Raw genomic sequence first — 18,461 nt, forward strand, 5'->3', positions numbered from 1 at the left:
TCATACTGCTTCTTCCTCATTTTCATCCGGTTCATGTAAGGCAACTGCCATCTCATTGGTTTTTACGAACTCACACCAGCGACAGTCTTCTTTACCACATCCGGTATAAAAATCTCTTTTTTGAATTTTTTCCCAAACCATTTCAATTTGTGCGGTTACACTGGCAATATCCTGAGCTGTAATAACCCTTTTTTCTTTCAAATATCCTTTCTTTTTATCGGGCTCAATAAAATCGAATTCTGCACTCACCGCTTCCCAGTTTTTGGATGGGTAGTTATCGACCAATATTTTATAAAACACCGCCTGTCGCCAATAGTCTCCACCATTTGGTTCTTTCTCGCTAGGTGGATTTAATTTTTTGATTCCTTTTTCAGCATCCCCTGTTTTATAATCTACCACATTCACCTGTCTGCCATTAAATTCAAGCTTATCCAGCTTGCCTTTTAAAGGAATACCTTTTATAGTAACATTCCTGATATTGGCTTCAATCTTAACAATCTTTTCCCAATCGTGAATATAACGTTCATAATAGGCTGGTAAAACCTGTTCTCCCTGTTCAATTCTTCTTGCGAACTGCTCTTTGGTAAAATGCTCTTTATTGCGATCCATGTATGATTTAAATGCTGCCATAAACTCCGACTGATGTGGGAACTGATTATTGTTCTCCTGCATTTTCTCAAATAGCTTCTGTAAAGCATAGTGAACTGCCGATCCAAACTCGGTAGCTTCTGATTTTCCGGAAGGAACACGTACCAGGTTATTGAAATAAAACTGTAATGGACATTTCAGGTAATTATTCAACGCAGTTACATTCATTACAAACTTATCCAGCAATTGATCAATAAATGCTGCTTCGGTATGTTCGATCTCCGGTTTTAATTCTTTGCTTAGTGATAAAATAGCAAAATCAGCAATGGTTTCTGTCGGCAGACTGATCTTTTCATACGGTAATGCATGCTCTTCTCTGATTTCAGCAATGAACATCGAAGGTTCAATGGCTTTTCCATCCTTATTGGTACTGGTATAAGAAATGAACAAGTGTTGGGCTGCACGTGTCATGGCTACATAAAATAGTCTTCTAAGCTCTTCTTCTTCACTATGTACAGGCTGAGATGCAAAAATGGTATCCGGCATGCTATATCCACCTGCGGGTTTTCTTTTCTTTTCCCAGTTGGATGAGTTACATCCTGCAATGAACACGTAATCATATTCCAATCCTTTTGAACCATGTGCGGTGAGTAGATTCACCGCTCGATCCGTACCCGATACGCGAATCAATGGAAGTACTAATGATTCATCCTCCATCAAATCAAAAATATTCAGCAGTTTTTCCAATGTTAGGTTTGGATTTCGATGCGTTTCTTTTTTTATGAAGTCAAATAATCCGGTGAGCAATTGTAAAAGCCAGTGTTTATCCGGGCTGTTCATGACATAAGCCAGCAAGCCTGTTTCTCGAATACAATTTTCAAACAATTGTTGTACGGTTACATTTGAAACGTCAGTGATTAGTTTTTCTAAGACGGACTGTGCTTTTCTAAGTCCGGGTATTTCTGTGCTGAATAAATCAGGTAATGGAGCTTGTAGTTTCTCTGCGATCAACTGACGCAAAGATATTTTTTGGTCATTCGGTTTTTTTTGAGCTGCTTCAGCGCTCAGCTTTGCAATTTCAATGGATGGGATAGCGAACCATTGAAAGTGAAGTATTTCAAATAATAGCTGGTCACTGCTAAAGGCAATATGGTGTTCATCTTTGAGATATCTCAACAATTGTAATAATTGCTTACAAATTTGTTCATGAAGAATATTAATATCTCTTTTAGTGTAAACCGGTATTTGTTTTTGCTGAAAATACTTCGCCAGGTCTTCGTGTGGTTTATTTTCTCGATAAATTACACAGATCTGTCCGGGTGCCACACCACTTTGTATCAGTTCCTCCACTTGTAATGTGAGGTGGATCATTTCCTCACGTGGATTTTCATATTCTCTGATCGTAGGAAGTATTGTACTGTCATTGATCTGGGTATTGGCAGCAGTCAATACTTTACTCAATCCTTCAATTTTATTCACCAATCTTTCTTGGTTTCTCTCTATGAGTGTTCTGGATACATCCAGAATAGGTTGTGTAGAACGATAGTTGTTGGTGAGTATTACTGTATGCAATGAGTCACTGAATTGTTTTGCAAACTCATGCATATTCTCCACGTTCGCTCCCTGAAAACGATAAATACTCTGGTCGTCATCGCCCACAACAAATACATTCGGTTCCTCCCAATAACTGATCAATAATTTTACCAGCATGTTTTGGGTGCCACTGGTATCCTGAAATTCATCTACTAAAATGTACTGGTATTGTTCCTGATACCTTGCCAATACATTTGGATGGTTTTTGAATACATCAATCACCCAGTTGATCATGTCATCAAAATCATATAAGTTCCTGCTTCGCATGATTTGCTGAAAACGAGTAAACTCATTTACCGCTGCGCGAAGCTTTTCCATCTTTTCTTTTTCTTCTGCGATCTTATTTTCTTTCAGGTCTCCTTTCTTAAAAGAACCCTGATTTCTTTTATAGATAAACTCTTCGCGATTGGGTAAATCATTCAAGTAACTATCAATACATTGGTTGATGTATTCCGGCTGCCAACCTTCTCTCTTCATGTTACTGAAAAGCTGTTGGAGATTTTTTATTTCAAAATATACATCCCCTCTATATCTTTTTAATGGATGATTTTTTGGGAAACTGTCGATCAATGTTTTTAGCAAATCAATTCTTTCAAGATCAGATACAGGATCAAGAGCATTTTTTTCAAATAGAGAGAGATTATCCTGAATCACATCATTACAAAAAGCATGAAAAGTGCAAATATTTACTTTATAGGCATCCGGTCCGATAAAAGTTAATAACCTTTTTCGCATAGCTACCACACCTGCATCAGTATAGGTTAGGCATAAAATATTATCAGGCTGTGTATCTGTTTCCAAACGAAGTTTTCCGATACGGGCTCCTAAAATTTGTGTTTTACCCGTACCCGGTCCCGCAATCACCATTACCGGACCTTCGGTCTTATCCACGGCACTTTTTTGTTGCTCATTGAGTCCTCCATAAATCTTCTTGAATTGAGCCTGTTGTTGTTCACGGGTAATCATGGAATAAAGATAGAGGAATAATAGGTGCAGGGTGCTGGGTACTGGGTGTGGAAATGCAAAAGTAAATGTTGAAACCAATACTCCAATACTCTATGATAAACAAGAAATTCCCAGCCACTAAAACCTAGCACCTAGTACCTAGTACCCTGCACCAACGCGAACTTTTTGCCTCAGAAGCTGTTATTACACAAAGCAAATGCATGTCAAAGGTCTATTCGCTCAAAACCGTACAGAAAATTCCGATCTCGCTGGCAGAGGCTTGGGATTTTTTTAGTCGGCCACAGAACCTGAAAGAAATCACTCCTTCTAATCTTGGTTTCAATATCATTAGTAAACACCATGGCGACAGAATGTACCAAGGACAAATCATTGAGTATAAAGTGAGTCCCATGCTAGGTATTCCTTTGTATTGGATGACAGAAATCACACATGTGGAGGAGCAGAATTTTTTTGTAGATGAGCAACGATTTGGTCCCTATAGTTTATGGCATCATCAACACCATTTCAAGGCTATTGATGGGGGTGTGGAAATGACGGATATTGTTCATTACAAATTACCACTTTGGTTTTTGGGAGATATTGCCAATACCATTATGGTGCGCACACAACTCAGGGGGATATTTGATCACCGCTTTCAGGCGGTAGAACAACGTTTTGGGGCTTGGTCAGGTGTGCAAGAGAAACGGGTGCTGTTTGATGGCTCATTGTAATAAACGGAGCGGACTTACATTATTATCTGTATCTACAGAAGCGATCAATACATTTTTATTTTTTGTTTCCGGTAGCTTGCTTAGATCGATAATTGCGTTTTTATCACCGGGGATAAAAAGAATCATTTGACTATTTGCAAAATCAGGCTCTTCTTTTCCCTGATGCATGAATACCGCAAAACCTTTGATCTTTTCTTCTCCTTTGTAGGCAAGTTTATAGGTATGTTCATTTGCTTTTTCTACCAAAGGCTGTGGGGGAATGGTATTGTCGATCCAGGGCATTGGAGGAACCAAGGCCGGATAACGATAATAGTTTTGCTGTAAGCTATCATTCCATCCATTTGGGTTTCGGTTGAATGAACTGCTGTTGTAATAAATACTTCCCTGCACATTTTCATAGCTTCTTAGTGCCTTGATCTGTTCAGGAATTTCATTTCTGTTCTTCCAAGCATTATTGCTTCCGGCACGATAAATTCCATGACCGATGTATAAGTGTCTTTCATAGCTATGTTCATTCCACCAACGGAGTAGGATATCATAACTCGCTAAAGCATGTCCACGTTCCCAATACAGTTGTGGAGCGATATAATCGATCCATCCTTTTTGTAACCATAATAATACATCTGCATGTAGCTCATCGTAATTGGTAGGTCCCGATCTGGTTTCACTTCCCATCGGATCTTGATGTTTATTGCGCCATACGCCAAATGGACTGATACCAAATTTTACTTTTGGGTTTGTTTTTCTGATGGTTTGTTGTAGTTGAACGATGATACTGTCGCAATTACTTCTTCTCCATTCGTTTTTCGTCATTCCTTTTCCATATTGCTGAAAAGTAGATTGATCCGGAAATTCTCTCCCGGGAATTTTATAAGGATAGAAATAATCATCCATATGAATGGCGTCAATGGCATAACGCTTTACAATATCTTTTACTACTGCTGAAACATGATCGCGTACTTCCGGGATTCCGGGATTGAAGTATTTTTTATCGCCATAGGTTACAAACCATTCGGGGTGCTGTTTGCTGATATGATTGGGTGCAATGGAAGAGCGAAGAATATTGAATACAGCCCGATAAGGATTTAACCATGCATGAAATTCCATACCTCGTTTATGTGTTTCTTGAATCATGAATTCAAGTGGGTCATAATAAGGAGATGGCGGTAACCCTTGTTTCCCAGTAAGATACTCACTCCACGGTTCTAACGATGAAGGATAGAATGCATCTGCTGAAGGACGAATTTGAACGATCAATGCATTCATGCCATTGCGATGATGCATTTCCACCAGCTTGATAAACTCAGCTTGTTGCTCTTCGGTAGATAAGGTTCTTTTGCTAGGCCAGTCGATATTTTCCACCGTAGCCACCCAAGCCGCTCTGAATTCATAGTTCGGCGAGTATTGTGCTTTTGGATGCAAAAACAGAACAAGAAATAATGACAAGGGGAGTATACGCAACAAAGATTTCATATCCTAAAGATAAACCAGTCATGCGCGAAGTGACCCGTTGTGGAAGAAATCAAAATAATAAGCGTGGAAATTAACATTTAAGAGGTCAGTTCACGAACTTTATCCAACAGCTTATTGAGTGTAGCAGCTTCTGTTTCTGATAAGTTTTGCATTAACTGATCGATTTCAGCATTCTTTTTATCCAGTTTGTCCAGCAATGAAAGCCCCTTTTTTGAGATGCTGACATCTACCAGCCTTTTATCAGCAGTGCAAACTTTCTTTTCGACCAGTCCCTTTTTGAGTAGTCGCTCTACAATACGGCTGGTATCACTCATCTTATCCAGCATTCTTGAGCGTATTTGTAGAGTACTGAGTGGTTGCTGGCTCCCCCTGAGAATACGAAGAATATTATATTGCTGTGGGGTAATGTCATCCGGATCAAGCATGGTTTTGATCTTCTCATTTAACCAGTTGGCAGAATAAATGATATTCACAGAAGCCTTCTGGTATTCATTCCTGAAATGCTGTTGTTGTATATCTTTTTCAATACCCATAGCTGTAAAAATAGGTGAAAAGTGAGCGATGAAAAGTGAAAAACATAAGAAATACGCTTTCTTTCACTTTTCAGTTCCTTAATCTTGCCAAACACTCAATCCTTCACTGCAATTGGCGCAGATATCAATGTTTTTTCTGCTGGTCATCAATTCAGTTCTAAACTGTTTATAATTATCATTTTGCCAGATTTGTTTAAAGCTTTGCGACTTCAGATTACCCAGTTGATGCATCGCATCTTTATCAAAACAACAAGGAACCACCAATCCGTCCCAGGTAATTACATTGGCATGCCAAAGCTTCCAGCACCGATTGCTCAGTCCACTTTTCACTTTCATTTTTCCTTCTTTGTCTTTGGCATAGCGACTATATTTTTTATTCTCGGGAATGAGTTGGTTTGGATCATTCTCATAGTCATATACCTGTGCTGTTTTAAAGCGAACTTGATCCACGCCTATTTCCGCCCCCAACTTTTTTACTTCTTCGATCTGATGTTCATTGGGTTTCACAACTAAAAACTGAAAGAAGATAAAAGGGGTTTTGCTATTCAGTTCTTTTTTCCATTTCACGATATTGCGAGTACCTTCTAATACTTTTTCCAGTTTACCGCCTACCCGATATTGTTGGTATACATCCTGAGTAGTGCCATCAATAGAAATGATCAATCGATCCAACCCGCTTTCAACTGTTTTTTTAGCTTTTTCATCAGTCAGGTAATGTGCATTGGTAGAAGTAGCGGTATAAATGCCTTTATCATGTGCGTATTTTACCATATCCAGAAAATCAGGATTCAAATACGGTTCTCCTTGGAAATAAAAGATGAGATAAAGCAGGTCTTTGTAGATGTCATCAATGGTTTCTCTGAAAAAATCCTTTTTCAACATGCCTGTTGGTCTGGTAAACTCGCGTAATCCACTCGGACATTCAGGACATCGCAGATTACAAGATGTAGTAGGTTCAAAAGAAATAGAGATGGGATACCCCCATTGTATGGGTTTCTTGGTAAAGCGACTGATCTGATAACTGCCGTATACTTTACAAGCATTCCAAAACCTTCTAGGGGTTAGTTTGCTTAAAAAATTAATACTGTCATTCCAATTAAAATAGCCCATCGGTGTAAAATTACTAAAAACAGGCTTGAAACAGACTTTGGATCTATTGACTAAGAAATTAATATTGAAATCGCTTTTCAACGATTTTTGTACTATATGACGCGAAAGAGATCCCAAAAACGTAACAGATCACAACTTCTTTGGTTGGTTTTGTTGTTGAGTGGCTTTGCTCTCATTTTATATTTTGTTTTATGGGAGAAATGGGAAGAAAGACAAACAGCAAGGATTGAATCCGTTCGCTATAATCCGTTCGGTATACCGATGCCTTCGGGGTATGCTATCCATGGCATTGATGTGAGCAGTTATCAAGGGGTTATTCACTGGCCTTCTGTCAAAAAGATGATATCAGGAGACTTACAAATGGGCTTTGTATTTATGAAAGCAACAGAAGGATTGAATGATACCGACAAACGTTTTCACAGCAATTGGGAAAAGGCCAAAGCAGCAGGTATGATTAGGGGGGCGTATCATTTTTTTCTGGCTACTAAAAGCGGTAGACAACAAGCTCTACAATTCATCAAACAAGTTGAACTCAAAAAAGGTGATTTGCCTCCCGTGATTGATATCGAAAAACTATATGGTGTAAAGCCGGTGTTGATGCGACAAAGAGTGAAAGAATTTCTCAAAACAGTGGAAGCCTATTACAGGGTGAAACCCATTATTTATACTTCTGCTGATTTCTATGAGAGACATTTAGGTAAAGATTTTAATGAGTACCCTTTGTGGGTAGCACATTATTTTCAACCGGAAAAACCAAGGGTCCAGCGAGACTGGAGTTTTTGGCAACATAGTGAAACCGGTCGTATAGATGGCATACGCGCTGAAGTGGATTGCAATGTCTTTAATGGAGATTCGACGAAATTTAAACAAATCCTATTTTATTGACTATCAGTGTACTAGGTGTACATATTCCTGATCTTAATCCAGTTATCTCACAACGTAGTATAGATACGGTATGCTGTCATTATTCCTTTAACAAATCATTGTTAAACCATTGACATTTTCTTCTGTCTATTATATAGACCTTTGCACTAGGCAACGGTAAAGAAAGAAAAAGAATCTATTTAGAAAGGATTAACAAAATCCTGAAATCTTTTGGCACTGAATTTGCGTTTATATAAATATAAGTAAGTAGTCAATTTTCTCATAAGCAGTTAGTTTTGGTTGCGTCCCCTGTTTCCACAGGGGACAATTTTTTTACATAGACCCAAGTCTATACTGCTGTTTCTGAATGTATTAGTTAGCTTTTGCAGGTTGTTTCTGAAGGAAAAATGTCAAAGAAAAAGCCAGTGCTGCAAAGGCCCCTACACTATCTGCAAGGATATCTGCTTCTTCAAAAGATCGGTTGACGATCAGTTCCCTTTGCACAAACTCCATGATGGTTCCATAAGTAACTGATGAACAAGAAATGACCCAAAACCAGATTCTTCTTCTTCCATTATTCCAGTTGCTTTTCATAGCCGGCCAATGAAACAAAAGACTCAATAAACCAAAAAGACCGATATGTACCAATTTATCGAACTGAGGTATTTTCTGAAACCACCAAGCAGCCGGAAAATTTTTTGTGCCCGGTAAACAGAGTAAAAAGACGCTGATGATAAAGAAAATGAATGCTGGAATAAAATGAATGATTTTCAAAACAGGGAATTATTTATGCCGTGAAGCACAAAAATAAACTTCGCTTGGCAAGAAACTGTTGTGATTAGGTTAATAAGAGAAAATGCCTACCCGTTTACGCCGCCCAATACCTGTAATTGGTTCAAATTCGGAGTAGGACTACCGCCTCGTTTTTCGAGGGTGATGGCAAAAGCGGTAGCGTTACTGATATTTTTCATTTTGCAGAGACCGTTGCAAACATCTACCATTCCTGCATCTACAGGTTTTCCATCTACAATTGCCCATAATTGATATTGTGTATCAGGATTAGTTTGAGGTAAGCGATTGGCAAGTAGGTATACCTCATTGCTCTTCTTATCCCAGAAAACAGTAGCCAGCTTATTCTCATCTGCTTTCACGCCTGGTAATGACACTTTTGTGTAGGCGGGATCACTCATGATTTGCATTCCCTGATACAGATCCAGTCCCTTAGCCTGCAGGGTCTGATTCTGTGCCAACAAACTGGACTTTTCAATCAATAATGCTTGGTATTGGGAAGAAGCCTCGCGAAATTGACGATAGAAATACACATTGGTAGCAGCACTTACCACTAAAAGTATTACAGAAGCAGCGGCTACGTATCTCAACCAACCAATGGCAGGAGTAGACATCGATACCACTTTAGAAGAAGTGTCGTTATCTGCAAATTCTCCGGCAATCTCCGCTAGAATATTGGCTTTTACATGTGCAGCAGGTTGAATGGCACTGGCCATAGCATTTTGCTCGAGCAACAGTTCAAACGCATCAATAGCAGCCCTGATTTCCGGGTATTGACGTGAGTACTGTTCCAACTCGGCACGCTCCTGATCATCGGCTATGCCTAAAACATAGCTCTCAATCATTCCGCTTTCTATGTATGCCTTTATATCCATTTATGGTTTAATAATGCCTCTTAATTGTGTTAATGCTGTGCGTAGTCTTGTTTTTACGGTTCCCAAAGGTATATCCAACATTTTGGATATCTCATCTTGGGTAAAGCCCTGAAAATAAGACAGATCAATCAATACACGATGTTCCTCTTTCAGCTGGTGCACTACTTTTCGTAAACCAATCTGATCTACTTGTAATTGTGCAGTTCCTGCTGATACATATACGTCTTCCGACAATTCACGGTTTTGAAGACTATTTTGGTAGCTTTTGCTTCGAACCGTGTCAATAGATGCGTTTCGGGCAATATTCAGCATCCAGGTAAACAATCTTCCCTTGCTGCTATCATAGCTTTCTATCTGGCGCCAGATTTTTACAAACACCTCCTGAAGTACATCATTAGCAAGTTCTTGATCCTTGACAATGTTGCAGATAATGGATAAAAGGGCGCCTGAGTAGTTGTCATACAAATAGCTGAATACATGCTGACTCCGCTGCTGAAGCAAACGGACCAGTTCGGACTCGCTGTATTTTTTAGCTACTTCCAAAAGCAGGTTGGTGTTTAGTACAAGGTTAGGTAACCAATATACGGAGAAATTGTTCAGATGGATTTTAACCGCAAGAGGAATTATCCTACGAGCGCTGCATAAGCTTCACTATTCATCAAAGCTTCTACATCTGCCGGACTATTCACCGTCATTTTAATCATCCAGCCATCACCGTATGGGTCTGAATTGACCAATTCCGGTTGCTTTTCCAATAAGCTGTTCACTTCATTGATGGTACCTGCAACTGGCAAAAACAGGTCACTCACTGTTTTTACCGCTTCTACAGTACCAAAAACTTCTTCAGAAGCCAGGCTTTTACCTACAGTATTGATATCTACGTACACAATATCACCCAGTTCATGTTGAGCAAAATCAGTAATACCAATTGTAGCGATATTACCCTCTAATTTGATCCATTCATGATCTTTTGTGTAACGTAATTCAGCTGGGAAATTCATATGGTGGTTTTTATTTATTAGCAGTTAGTCCATAGACCATGGTCCATGGACTATGGTCTAATCACGTGCAAATATTGCTTAATTCCTCAACATGAAAAATTTATTCCTCGGGAAGTTTTGATTGTTGAAAATATAAGAGAACATGGTCTTTGATAAAATTCTCCTGGTCGGGCAAAGCCATTACGGGTAATTCTTTTAATTGACGGAAATGAGGCCAACCGTCTGCATCCTTTCCTTCCACCACATAATAACCACTTTGCGCAAGAACGGTGCACACGGCTACATGCATCAGGTCTTGTTTCTGTTCTTTTGATATTTTTTCCTGAATAAATCCTGTCTCCTGTAATCCAATCAGAAAAAGAATGGCTTCCAGATCCGGTTTTTTTCCAAAACGTTCTACCAGTTGGGCTTCCAACGCCCACCAACGCTGCTGCAGATCATCACTTATAAATTGCATAGGGCAAAGGTAAACGCTGAAAGCCATCCTTCATCAGCAGCTAGCCTTTATCTTTGCGCAAAATTGACCCTTATGTTACAAGTGAGTGTTCTGAGAGCGAATCCGGAGGAAGTAAAGAAAAAACTGGCCAAAAAGCATTTTAAACAACTTGAATTAGTGGATACAATCATCTCATTGGATGATGAACGTAAAAAAATTCAATTGGATTTTGATACCATACAAGCAAGTATCAATACGGCTTCTAAAGAGATTGGTAAACTGATGGGCCAAGGAAACAAAGAAGCAGCGGAGGCGATGAAAGCTGAGGTGTCGAGCTTAAAAACCGGGTTAGAACCGCTGAAAGAGAAAATGGCCATCACGGAACAAACATTGCTGGATACCTTATTACAATTACCCAATTTACCTGCGGCAGACGTGCCGGAAGGAAGAACGCCGGAAGAAAATGTAGTTGTTAGAGAAGGGGGAAATAAACCCAGCTTACCAAACGGAGCACAAGCTCACTGGGATCTCACCAAAAAATATAACCTCATTGATTTTGAATTGGGGAATAAAATTACCGGAAGCGGATTTCCTGTTTATATCGGAAAAGGTGCGAAGCTGCAAAGAGCTTTGATACAATATTTTCTGGATTTTAATACCGCTGCCGGATACACTGAATACCTTCCTCCTTTTATGGTGAATGCAGCATCTGCTATGGGTACCGGTCAGTTACCCGATAAAGAAGGACAGATGTACTATATGCCGGAAGATGATTTTTACATGATTCCAACCGCAGAAGTTCCGGTGACCAATGTGTATCGGGATGTAATTATTAAAGAAGAGCAGTTCCCGATAAAAATGACGGCTTATTCTCCTTGTTTTAGAAGAGAAGCAGGTAGTTATGGAAAAGATGTACGAGGACTCAACCGTCTGCACCAATTTGAAAAAGTAGAGATCATTCAAATTGTTCAACCTGAAAAAAGTTATGCAGTATTGGAAGAAATGGTGTTGCATGTAGAAAAGCTCTTACAATCTTTAGAATTACCCTACCATATCCTTCGTTTATGCGGTGGTGATATGGGTTTTGCCAGTGCAATCACTTATGATTTTGAAGTATTCAGTGCAGCTCAGGAACGCTGGCTGGAAGTGAGCAGTGTAAGTAATTTCGAAAGTTTTCAAACCCATCGTTTGAAATGCAGATACAAAGATGAAAACGGTAAGATGCAATTGGCGCATTCACTGAATGGAAGTTCATTGGCATTGCCAAGAATTGTTGCTTGCTTACTGGAAAATCATCAAAAGGAAAATGGTATTCAACTACCTACTGCACTGGTTCCATACTTTGGTGCAGCAATGATTGATTAAGATCACCATACATTTAAAACAACTATACATGTTATCTAAATGGCTCAAAAGAGTTGGTTTTACCTTTCTTGTTTTATTTGTTTTGGTCAATATCATCGCTGCTTTTCATGCCTATAAGTTTACGCACTTCTATGCAGATGCCAGTCCTGTAAAAAAGCCGCAGGAGATGAGTACAGTTGATAAAATGAAAGCTATCTTTTTTGGCATTCGCTATCCAAAAAGCAAAGTGGTGGATTCGCTCAATATTCCACATCAAATCATTTCTTTAAAAACCACTGATAGTGTTTCTTTAGAAAGTTGGTATGTGCCAAATGATTCCGCACGAGGAACAATAATTATGTTTCATGGACATGGCAGTAGTAAAAGTGGTATCGTTGCAGAGGCTCGAGAACTTCATGCAATGGGATATAATCTTGTGCTGACAGACTTTCGCGCTCATGGCAACAGTGAGGGTTCTGTAACTTCTATTGGTATCAATGAATCAAAAGATGTAAAAGCAGTGTATGATTATATTGTTGCAAAAGGGGAAAAAAATATCATCATCTGGGGAATCTCCATGGGAGCTGCTACAGCGTTGAAAGCAGTGGATGAATATGGGATCAAACCCACCAAAATGATCATCGAAATGCCATTTGGTTCTTTACACCTGGCTGTGCAAGGGCGTATGAAAACCATGGGACTACCCGCAGAACCCCTTAGTACTTTGTTGACTTTTTGGGGTGGACTTGAACTGGGTACTTGGGCGTTTAACCATCAGCCATCCATCTACGCGAAAAAAGTAAATTGTCCTGTTTTATTGCAATGGGGTGCCGGCGACCAACGGGTAACCGAGGATGAAACCAATGAATTATTTAAAAATATCGGTAGTCGCGACAAGGTCATGATCAAATACCTGCAAAGCGGACATGAGAGTCTTTTTAAGAAAGAAAAGGCAAAATGGGTGTCTGTAATGAGCTTTTTTCTAAATAAATGAGGGATTTTGGGTGAAAAGTCAAGGTTCAAAGGTGAAAAGTGAAAGGGTTTTGGGAAGCGGAATGTACAACTAGATTCTGCTTTTCTATTTATACCTCCGTGCAACTCTGTGCCGTACTCTGTGGTAAAAAAACCGCAGAGGTAAAGAAGTTAGGCACAGAGTTGCACGGAGGGTTGAACGAGTAGAACCCAACCTTTTCACTTTTCACAATCTCACTTCTCCCTCCTAATCGTAATCTGAGTCCCCACCGGCAGTACGTCAAAGATCTCTTCCACATATCGGTTTTTGGTACTGATACATCCTTCGGTCCAGTTTTGTAGTCCGTCAATGGCAAAATCTTCATTGGGCCAAGTGCCATGGATACCAATACTGCCTCCAATTTGAGCATTAGAAGGGATGAGCCCGGCTGCTTTTCTTTGGTTGAATTTGGCAACACTTTCTGCATTGGGATAATCGATCAATAAAAACCGACTCCATTTTTCATGTTTTCTTTTAAAAGAAATTTTGAAAGTTCCTTCCGGTGTTCGGCGATCACCTTGCATCATCTTATCACCCATATCCTTATTGCCAAAGACAACAGGATAAGTGGCCAGACATTCACCGGTGGAGTCAAAAATTTTCATCGCATACTTTGTCTTGATCACCAAAATCCGATAGGTGTCTTTGGTAGCGTGGAGTGTGTTGATGGGTGTAGGTGTTTTGAAAGAAGTGCTGCCGATACATACCGACAACAAACAGGTAGCATACATGAGGGGGCGCATAATGGTAGGGTTTTGATTCGACCCCTAAACTAAAATTACGCTGCACCGAATTTTGTTGTTCTTCGGTTAATTGACAAAAGTTTTGGTTAACAAACTTTATGTTAAAGCCGGAGGCTTTGAGCTGCAAGCCGCAAGCTTCACGCTGCAAGTATTAGAACAAAAAAACAGAGTGTCTACTTAAACACCCTGTTTTTATTTACTTGAAGCTTGCAGCTTGTGGCTTGCAGCCTACAGCTTCGCTGCTCCTACCATCTACTAAATCGAATCCCGAACGCATACGGGAATTGTTCTACGCGTGTAATGTCTTTATGCAGTTTATTCAGGCTATAGCTTCCGTACAAGCGAATGGGTCCGAGACCTACTTCGCCGATAGCTGCTAGGCGGAACGGTTCTAAGTTGAAATCGCCAGGAGATTTTTGTTTGCCTCTTTCGCTGCTCTTTTGTTTGTTGCGACTGCTGATCAAATAACCAGCACTCATACCTGCACTAATGCTGAAACCTCTTCTATTGTTGGGAGATGTATTGATATTGATCATGAATGGCACAGTCAAATAACCTGCATACAATTTATTCTTAGAGAAACTGATCGAATCATTGTATACATATGGATTTGCATCTTTTCGGTAACTCAGTCTAGAGTCGTATCTGAAATTATACATTTCTAAACCTAAGCCATATTTCAGATTCACCACATGCTTGGCTACATTTACTTTTTGCATGAAGAACCAAATATTTACATTGGTTGATTTACCGTTATTCAGTTTAAAACTGTTTTCATTTACCGGTCCATCAGCTGGGCGTAAGGTTCTGAAATAACCTCCTGCCTGTGCAGCAGTATAGTTGGTTTGATCACGGAAATTGGTGAAACCCAGGTCCATGATCCACCAGTTTGTGCTGATATTTTTTTTGGCTCTGTTTCTGCGTTCGATTCTGATATCAAAATTGCGATCCCAATCTTTCCAAACACTGTTGCTATTACTGCTATTACCATCTTTATTTTTTTTGATGATGATAAAGTTGCCCACTTTCACAGTATCTGATTCTTGTGTGTTGGAAGTACTGTCTGTTTGAGCCATAAGACTCCCCGAGAGCAGGATGCCTGCTGTTACAATTGCTAAACGTTTCATACAATGTGCTTTTCTTTTATTTTAATGGTCGTGAGGGGCCGGTTTCGGCTCTTTCTTCTTCATTTCTTTTACTTCTGAATATACTGGTTGCTTTTCTGAAGATACCACGAAGTTTGTCTTTATTGATTTCAACAGATCCAATTAGTAAACTTTTATTTTCACTGTCGGTCTCTGTATCCAACTCTTTGTATACAACTTGCTGCATCAGCGATTCAGATTTTGTTTCAGTTGGGTCTACTGTTACAGCTGTTCTAATCATTTCATTCTCCCGAATAGCCCTGGTTGCAGTAATACCTGTGAGATCCGGTGCAACAATATCTGCTTTCGCTATGCTACTGGTTTCAATGATTCCAGGATTATCAATAATAAGATCCGGTCTGTTAATTTTTTCATTCGCTACCAGATCTGTAGTATTTACAACAAGAGATGTTTGCGCCAAACCCTTATTGGGTAAAGCCGTCTTTTCATTGTTCTTACCTGCCATCGGTTGCGCAGATGAAAGATCATTCATAATAACGCTGTTCTCTGATGGCTTATTATTTGAAGCCGGTAAATCAGTATTGTTTTTTGCAATCACAGTATTACTACCCGATGCGGTTTCAATATCATTTGGCGACAATGTCCAAACCATAAAAGCAAAACCAATAACAGCAGCTGCAGCGGCCATGCGCCACCAACGCATATATACAATTGGTTTTTTCTCCTTTTCTTCTGAACGATATAATAATGCCTTATCGGGGAAAGCAATATGCTCAACGGGCAATTTGGTTTGTTTCAATTGCATGAATGATTCCTGCAATGAAGGATGTTGTAATACAAAGGTTTCAACTGCTTCTTTTTCTGTTGCACTCAGCTCATCATCTATATACATCAAGAAATGCATGCTGTGATTTTGTAAGCTGATACCTGTTGTTTCTTCTTTATATAATGCCGATTTATCAGGCATTTCAAATGCTATATCCTCCGTGAGCATGGTTTGTTGTAAAGCTTCCAGTTCATGTTGCAGATCCGGATTCTCCAGAACAAACTGTTCAACAGCCACTCTTTCGGCAGCAGAAAGTTCCCTGTCTACATAAAGCAGGAAAAATTCTTCGTAATTATGTCTGTTGATGTTGATCACTATGATTGATTTATTATAAAACGTTTTCCGGGCTTACCAGATAATTTCTCAATGTTAATCTAGCTCTGTGCAGGTAAACTTTTACCTGACTCTCATTCAAATCCATGATCTGACCGATCTCCTCATAACTATATCCTTCATAATCTTTCAGCATCACCAAACTTCTTTGTGTTTCATTCAGTCTGTTCAATGCCTCCATCAGAATTTTCTTCATTTCTCGTTTATGACCTGTTGCCTGTTCTGTTCTGCTGTTTTCCTGAAATTCATCTTTCAAATGAATCCTTTTCACTTTTCTAATATGGTCAATCATCTGGTTATAAGCCACAGTGAAAAGAAAAGATTTTGATTTACTGTTCTCTACATTTTCCCGATTCCGCCAAAGCTTTTCGAAGGCAGTTTGTACAATATCTCGCGCATCTTCTTCATGCCGAAGATTTTTAACGATGAAACGATATACGTTGTCCGCATATTGGTTCACACATTGATTGTACTCTTGTTCAGTCATAAACAGCGCGATAATTCAGTTGATTGCCTTGTATAGGAGTTATACGGACAGGCATTCGTTTTGTTACAGTGCAAAGAAAAAAAATCCTGCGTTTTAGACGCAGGATCAATGATTATCGGAAAGTTGAGACGATTAAACGGTTTAGTCCGCCGTAATGGAGCTCATCCGGACTGCTCCCCTGGGGCTGTGTTACTTGCTTTTTCTGCTTGAGCGGACAATCTTTATTATTGACTGAACACATCTTTCGGCCATTTAGGTTATTGGTCACAAAACCTGCAAACGCTAAAACGGCTACCGCTAAGCCAGGAACGAATAGATGCCTTGTTTTCATAAGCTCAGTTTAAGAATACATAAAGGTATAAGGTTGAATCTTAAACAGGAAGCTTTAAACGTTAAATGAAGTTAAAAAGTGAGTAGTGAAATGTCAATTGTGAATGGTGAATGGTCAATGAATTTCTATTTACCATTCACCATTCACAATTGACTAATAATCAATCACCTGCTCCTGAATGCGCTCAGGAATCTCTCTCCAATCATATTGCTGGCTGCGTAATTGGGGTTCGAAGCCGGCTTCGCGGATGGCGTCCTGCATGGTTTTATAGGTAAATCTGTGAGGGGCTCCGGCGGCGCTTACTACATTTTCTTCAATCATAATGGAACCAAAATCATTGGCGCCGGCATGTAGACAGATCTGAGCGGTTTGTTTACCTACTGTCAACCAACTGGCCTGAATATTTTTTACATTCGGAAGCATGATACGGCTGATGGCAATCATGCGAATATATTCATCGGTGGTTGTAAGGTTGTGTACCCCTCTGATGCGGGTCAATAAAGTATCTACATCCTGAAAAGTCCATGGAATAAAGGCCAAAAATCCTTTCACATGCTCAGGTTTGCGACTTTGCACTTCTCTGATCCGGGTAAGATGAATAAAACGCTCTTCCAAGGTTTCCACATGTCCAAACATCATGGTAGCACTGGTCGTAATGTCTAGTTTATGCGCTTCATGCATAATGTCCAGCCATTCATCTGCCCCACATTTCCCTTTGGAGATCAGCCTGCGTACCCTGTCTACCAATATTTCCGCACCTGCACCCGGCAAAGAATCCAGTCCTGCTTCTTTTAATGCCGCCAGAACCGCCTGGTGACTCATCTTTTCCAGTTTACAGATATGAGCTACTTCGGGCGGTCCGAGTGCATGTAATTTCAGGTGAGGGTACTCCTGTTTGATTTGTCTAAAGGTATTGGTATAAAAATCCAGTCCTAATTCAGGATGGTGTCCGCCTTGTAATAGCAACTGATCACCACCATATCGAAGCGTTTCATCAATTTTTTTACGGTAAGTATCCATATCGGTGATATAGGCTTCCGCATGTCCGGGTATTCTATAAAAATTACAGAACTTACAATTGGCGATACAAACATTGGTGGTATTGACATTGCGATCAATCTGCCAAGTCACTTTGCCATGTGGAACCTGCTTTTTGCGAAGTTCGTCTGCTACATGCATGAGCTCAGAAAGAGGAGCCTGTTCAAACAAAAACATCCCTTCTTCGATGCTTAAAAATTCAAAATTCAATGCTTTTTGATACAAATCAGCTAGCTGCATACCCTATCATTTCAATTGAACAACAAAGGTAGGAGGATATGGTTGATTCCTGTTGCAACAAAA

General features: G+C 39.7%; 18 protein-coding genes. 4 read left to right on the top strand and 14 right to left on the bottom strand.

Annotated elements, in window-relative coordinates:
* Positions 1 to 3,147, bottom strand: a complete 3,147-nt coding sequence (locus tag ACTIEV_RS02605) for an ATP-dependent helicase (RefSeq protein ID WP_439516002.1) — start codon at positions 3,145 to 3,147, stop codon at positions 1 to 3.
* A 200-nt stretch (positions 3,148 to 3,347) separates the two neighbouring features.
* On the opposite strand from ACTIEV_RS02605, the gene ACTIEV_RS02610 reads away from it, so the two are divergent.
* The gene (locus tag ACTIEV_RS02610) at positions 3,348 to 3,857 is read left to right on the top strand and encodes an SRPBCC family protein (RefSeq protein ID WP_439516003.1); all 510 of its coding nucleotides are present in this window, start codon (positions 3,348 to 3,350) and stop codon (positions 3,855 to 3,857) included.
* Here ACTIEV_RS02610 and ACTIEV_RS02615 read toward each other — a convergent pair.
* The 3 genes from ACTIEV_RS02615 to ACTIEV_RS02625 all read right to left on the bottom strand — a co-directional run bounded on the left by ACTIEV_RS02615 (position 3,849) and on the right by ACTIEV_RS02625 (position 6,973).
* On the bottom strand, positions 3,849 to 5,330 hold the full coding sequence (locus ACTIEV_RS02615; RefSeq protein WP_439516004.1) for a glycoside hydrolase family 10 protein: 1,482 nt from the start codon (positions 5,328 to 5,330) through the stop codon (positions 3,849 to 3,851). The two genes, ACTIEV_RS02610 and ACTIEV_RS02615, sit on opposite strands and share 9 nt — an antisense overlap.
* Positions 5,331 to 5,407: 77 nt before the next feature.
* The gene (locus tag ACTIEV_RS02620; RefSeq protein WP_439516005.1) at positions 5,408 to 5,863 is read right to left on the bottom strand and encodes a MarR family winged helix-turn-helix transcriptional regulator; all 456 of its coding nucleotides are present in this window, start codon (positions 5,861 to 5,863) and stop codon (positions 5,408 to 5,410) included.
* Between the two features lie 78 nt (positions 5,864 to 5,941).
* Positions 5,942 to 6,973 (bottom strand): radical SAM/SPASM domain-containing protein, encoded by a 1,032-nt coding sequence (locus ACTIEV_RS02625; RefSeq protein WP_439516006.1) that lies wholly within the window; start codon positions 6,971 to 6,973, stop codon positions 5,942 to 5,944.
* Between the two features lie 96 nt (positions 6,974 to 7,069).
* On the opposite strand from ACTIEV_RS02625, the gene ACTIEV_RS02630 reads away from it, so the two are divergent.
* The gene (locus ACTIEV_RS02630; RefSeq protein ID WP_439516007.1) at positions 7,070 to 7,858 is read left to right on the top strand and encodes a glycoside hydrolase family 25 protein; all 789 of its coding nucleotides are present in this window, start codon (positions 7,070 to 7,072) and stop codon (positions 7,856 to 7,858) included.
* 351 nt (positions 7,859 to 8,209) lie between these two features.
* Here ACTIEV_RS02630 and ACTIEV_RS02635 read toward each other — a convergent pair whose 3' ends face one another.
* The 5 genes from ACTIEV_RS02635 to ACTIEV_RS02655 form a co-directional block, all read right to left on the bottom strand.
* Positions 8,210 to 8,611 (bottom strand): VanZ family protein, encoded by a 402-nt coding sequence (locus ACTIEV_RS02635; protein WP_439516008.1) that lies wholly within the window; start codon positions 8,609 to 8,611, stop codon positions 8,210 to 8,212.
* A gap of 86 nt (positions 8,612 to 8,697) precedes the next feature.
* Entirely contained in the window at positions 8,698 to 9,501 is an 804-nt protein-coding gene (locus ACTIEV_RS02640; protein WP_439516009.1) for an anti-sigma factor, read from the bottom strand.
* A complete protein-coding gene (locus ACTIEV_RS02645; protein ID WP_439516010.1) occupies positions 9,502 to 10,002 on the bottom strand; it encodes an RNA polymerase sigma factor in 501 nt (166 codons plus the stop codon).
* Between the two features lie 122 nt (positions 10,003 to 10,124).
* Entirely contained in the window at positions 10,125 to 10,502 is a 378-nt protein-coding gene (gene gcvH / locus ACTIEV_RS02650) for a glycine cleavage system protein GcvH (RefSeq protein WP_178888299.1), read from the bottom strand.
* Between the two features lie 100 nt (positions 10,503 to 10,602).
* Positions 10,603 to 10,959, bottom strand: a complete 357-nt coding sequence (locus ACTIEV_RS02655) for a hypothetical protein (protein WP_439516011.1) — start codon at positions 10,957 to 10,959, stop codon at positions 10,603 to 10,605.
* 72 nt (positions 10,960 to 11,031) lie between these two features.
* Between ACTIEV_RS02655 and serS the strand changes: the two genes are divergently transcribed.
* Together serS and ACTIEV_RS02665 are read left to right on the top strand one after the other, a co-directional pair.
* Positions 11,032 to 12,303 carry a serine--tRNA ligase gene (serS, locus tag ACTIEV_RS02660; RefSeq protein ID WP_439516012.1) on the top strand — a complete coding sequence of 424 codons (1,272 nt, stop codon included), beginning with the start codon at positions 11,032 to 11,034 and terminating at the stop codon, positions 12,301 to 12,303.
* Positions 12,304 to 12,331: 28 nt separating this feature from the next.
* Positions 12,332 to 13,276, top strand: a complete 945-nt coding sequence (locus tag ACTIEV_RS02665) for an alpha/beta hydrolase (RefSeq protein WP_439516013.1) — start codon at positions 12,332 to 12,334, stop codon at positions 13,274 to 13,276.
* A 212-nt stretch (positions 13,277 to 13,488) separates the two neighbouring features.
* Here ACTIEV_RS02665 and ACTIEV_RS02670 read toward each other — a convergent pair whose 3' ends face one another.
* From ACTIEV_RS02670 to mqnC, 5 genes are all read right to left on the bottom strand, one after another.
* Complete coding sequence (locus ACTIEV_RS02670; protein WP_439516014.1) at positions 13,489 to 14,037, bottom strand: L,D-transpeptidase family protein; 549 nt, start codon at positions 14,035 to 14,037, stop codon at positions 13,489 to 13,491.
* 245 nt (positions 14,038 to 14,282) lie between these two features.
* Positions 14,283 to 15,164, bottom strand: coding sequence for an outer membrane beta-barrel protein (locus tag ACTIEV_RS02675; protein ID WP_439516015.1), 882 nt, complete (start codon positions 15,162 to 15,164; stop codon positions 14,283 to 14,285).
* A gap of 16 nt (positions 15,165 to 15,180) precedes the next feature.
* Complete coding sequence (locus ACTIEV_RS02680) at positions 15,181 to 16,284, bottom strand: hypothetical protein (RefSeq protein ID WP_178888293.1); 1,104 nt, start codon at positions 16,282 to 16,284, stop codon at positions 15,181 to 15,183.
* A 13-nt stretch (positions 16,285 to 16,297) separates the two neighbouring features.
* Positions 16,298 to 16,789, bottom strand: coding sequence for an RNA polymerase sigma factor (locus ACTIEV_RS02685; protein WP_178888292.1), 492 nt, complete (start codon positions 16,787 to 16,789; stop codon positions 16,298 to 16,300).
* 484 nt (positions 16,790 to 17,273) lie between these two features.
* Complete coding sequence (gene mqnC, locus ACTIEV_RS02690) at positions 17,274 to 18,398, bottom strand: cyclic dehypoxanthinyl futalosine synthase (protein ID WP_250686700.1); 1,125 nt, start codon at positions 18,396 to 18,398, stop codon at positions 17,274 to 17,276.
* Positions 18,399 to 18,461: the final 63 nt, after the last annotated feature.

Source organism: Sediminibacterium sp. (genome assembly GCF_051861365.1).
In the GTDB taxonomy this organism is placed as follows: domain Bacteria; phylum Bacteroidota; class Bacteroidia; order Chitinophagales; family Chitinophagaceae; genus Sediminibacterium.

What these genes read in the sequence shown, in the direction of transcription:
- ACTIEV_RS02605 (WP_439516002.1), bottom strand. Translation starts at nt 3,147, where the DNA reads ATGATTACCCGTGAACAACAACAGGCTCAATTCAAGAAGATTTATGGA.
- ACTIEV_RS02610 (WP_439516003.1), top strand. Translation starts at nt 3,348, where the DNA reads ATGTCAAAGGTCTATTCGCTCAAAACCGTACAGAAAATTCCGATCTCG.
- ACTIEV_RS02615 (WP_439516004.1), bottom strand. Translation starts at nt 5,330, where the DNA reads ATGAAATCTTTGTTGCGTATACTCCCCTTGTCATTATTTCTTGTTCTG.
- ACTIEV_RS02620 (WP_439516005.1), bottom strand. Translation starts at nt 5,863, where the DNA reads ATGGGTATTGAAAAAGATATACAACAACAGCATTTCAGGAATGAATAC.
- ACTIEV_RS02625 (WP_439516006.1), bottom strand. Translation starts at nt 6,973, where the DNA reads ATGGGCTATTTTAATTGGAATGACAGTATTAATTTTTTAAGCAAACTA.
- ACTIEV_RS02630 (WP_439516007.1), top strand. Translation starts at nt 7,070, where the DNA reads ATGACGCGAAAGAGATCCCAAAAACGTAACAGATCACAACTTCTTTGG.
- ACTIEV_RS02640 (WP_439516009.1), bottom strand. Translation starts at nt 9,501, where the DNA reads ATGGATATAAAGGCATACATAGAAAGCGGAATGATTGAGAGCTATGTT.
- gcvH (WP_178888299.1), bottom strand. Translation starts at nt 10,502, where the DNA reads ATGAATTTCCCAGCTGAATTACGTTACACAAAAGATCATGAATGGATC.
- ACTIEV_RS02655 (WP_439516011.1), bottom strand. Translation starts at nt 10,959, where the DNA reads ATGCAATTTATAAGTGATGATCTGCAGCAGCGTTGGTGGGCGTTGGAA.
- serS (WP_439516012.1), top strand. Translation starts at nt 11,032, where the DNA reads ATGTTACAAGTGAGTGTTCTGAGAGCGAATCCGGAGGAAGTAAAGAAA.
- ACTIEV_RS02665 (WP_439516013.1), top strand. Translation starts at nt 12,332, where the DNA reads ATGTTATCTAAATGGCTCAAAAGAGTTGGTTTTACCTTTCTTGTTTTA.
- ACTIEV_RS02670 (WP_439516014.1), bottom strand. Translation starts at nt 14,037, where the DNA reads ATGCGCCCCCTCATGTATGCTACCTGTTTGTTGTCGGTATGTATCGGC.
- ACTIEV_RS02675 (WP_439516015.1), bottom strand. Translation starts at nt 15,164, where the DNA reads ATGAAACGTTTAGCAATTGTAACAGCAGGCATCCTGCTCTCGGGGAGT.
- ACTIEV_RS02685 (WP_178888292.1), bottom strand. Translation starts at nt 16,789, where the DNA reads ATGACTGAACAAGAGTACAATCAATGTGTGAACCAATATGCGGACAAC.
- mqnC (WP_250686700.1), bottom strand. Translation starts at nt 18,398, where the DNA reads ATGCAGCTAGCTGATTTGTATCAAAAAGCATTGAATTTTGAATTTTTA.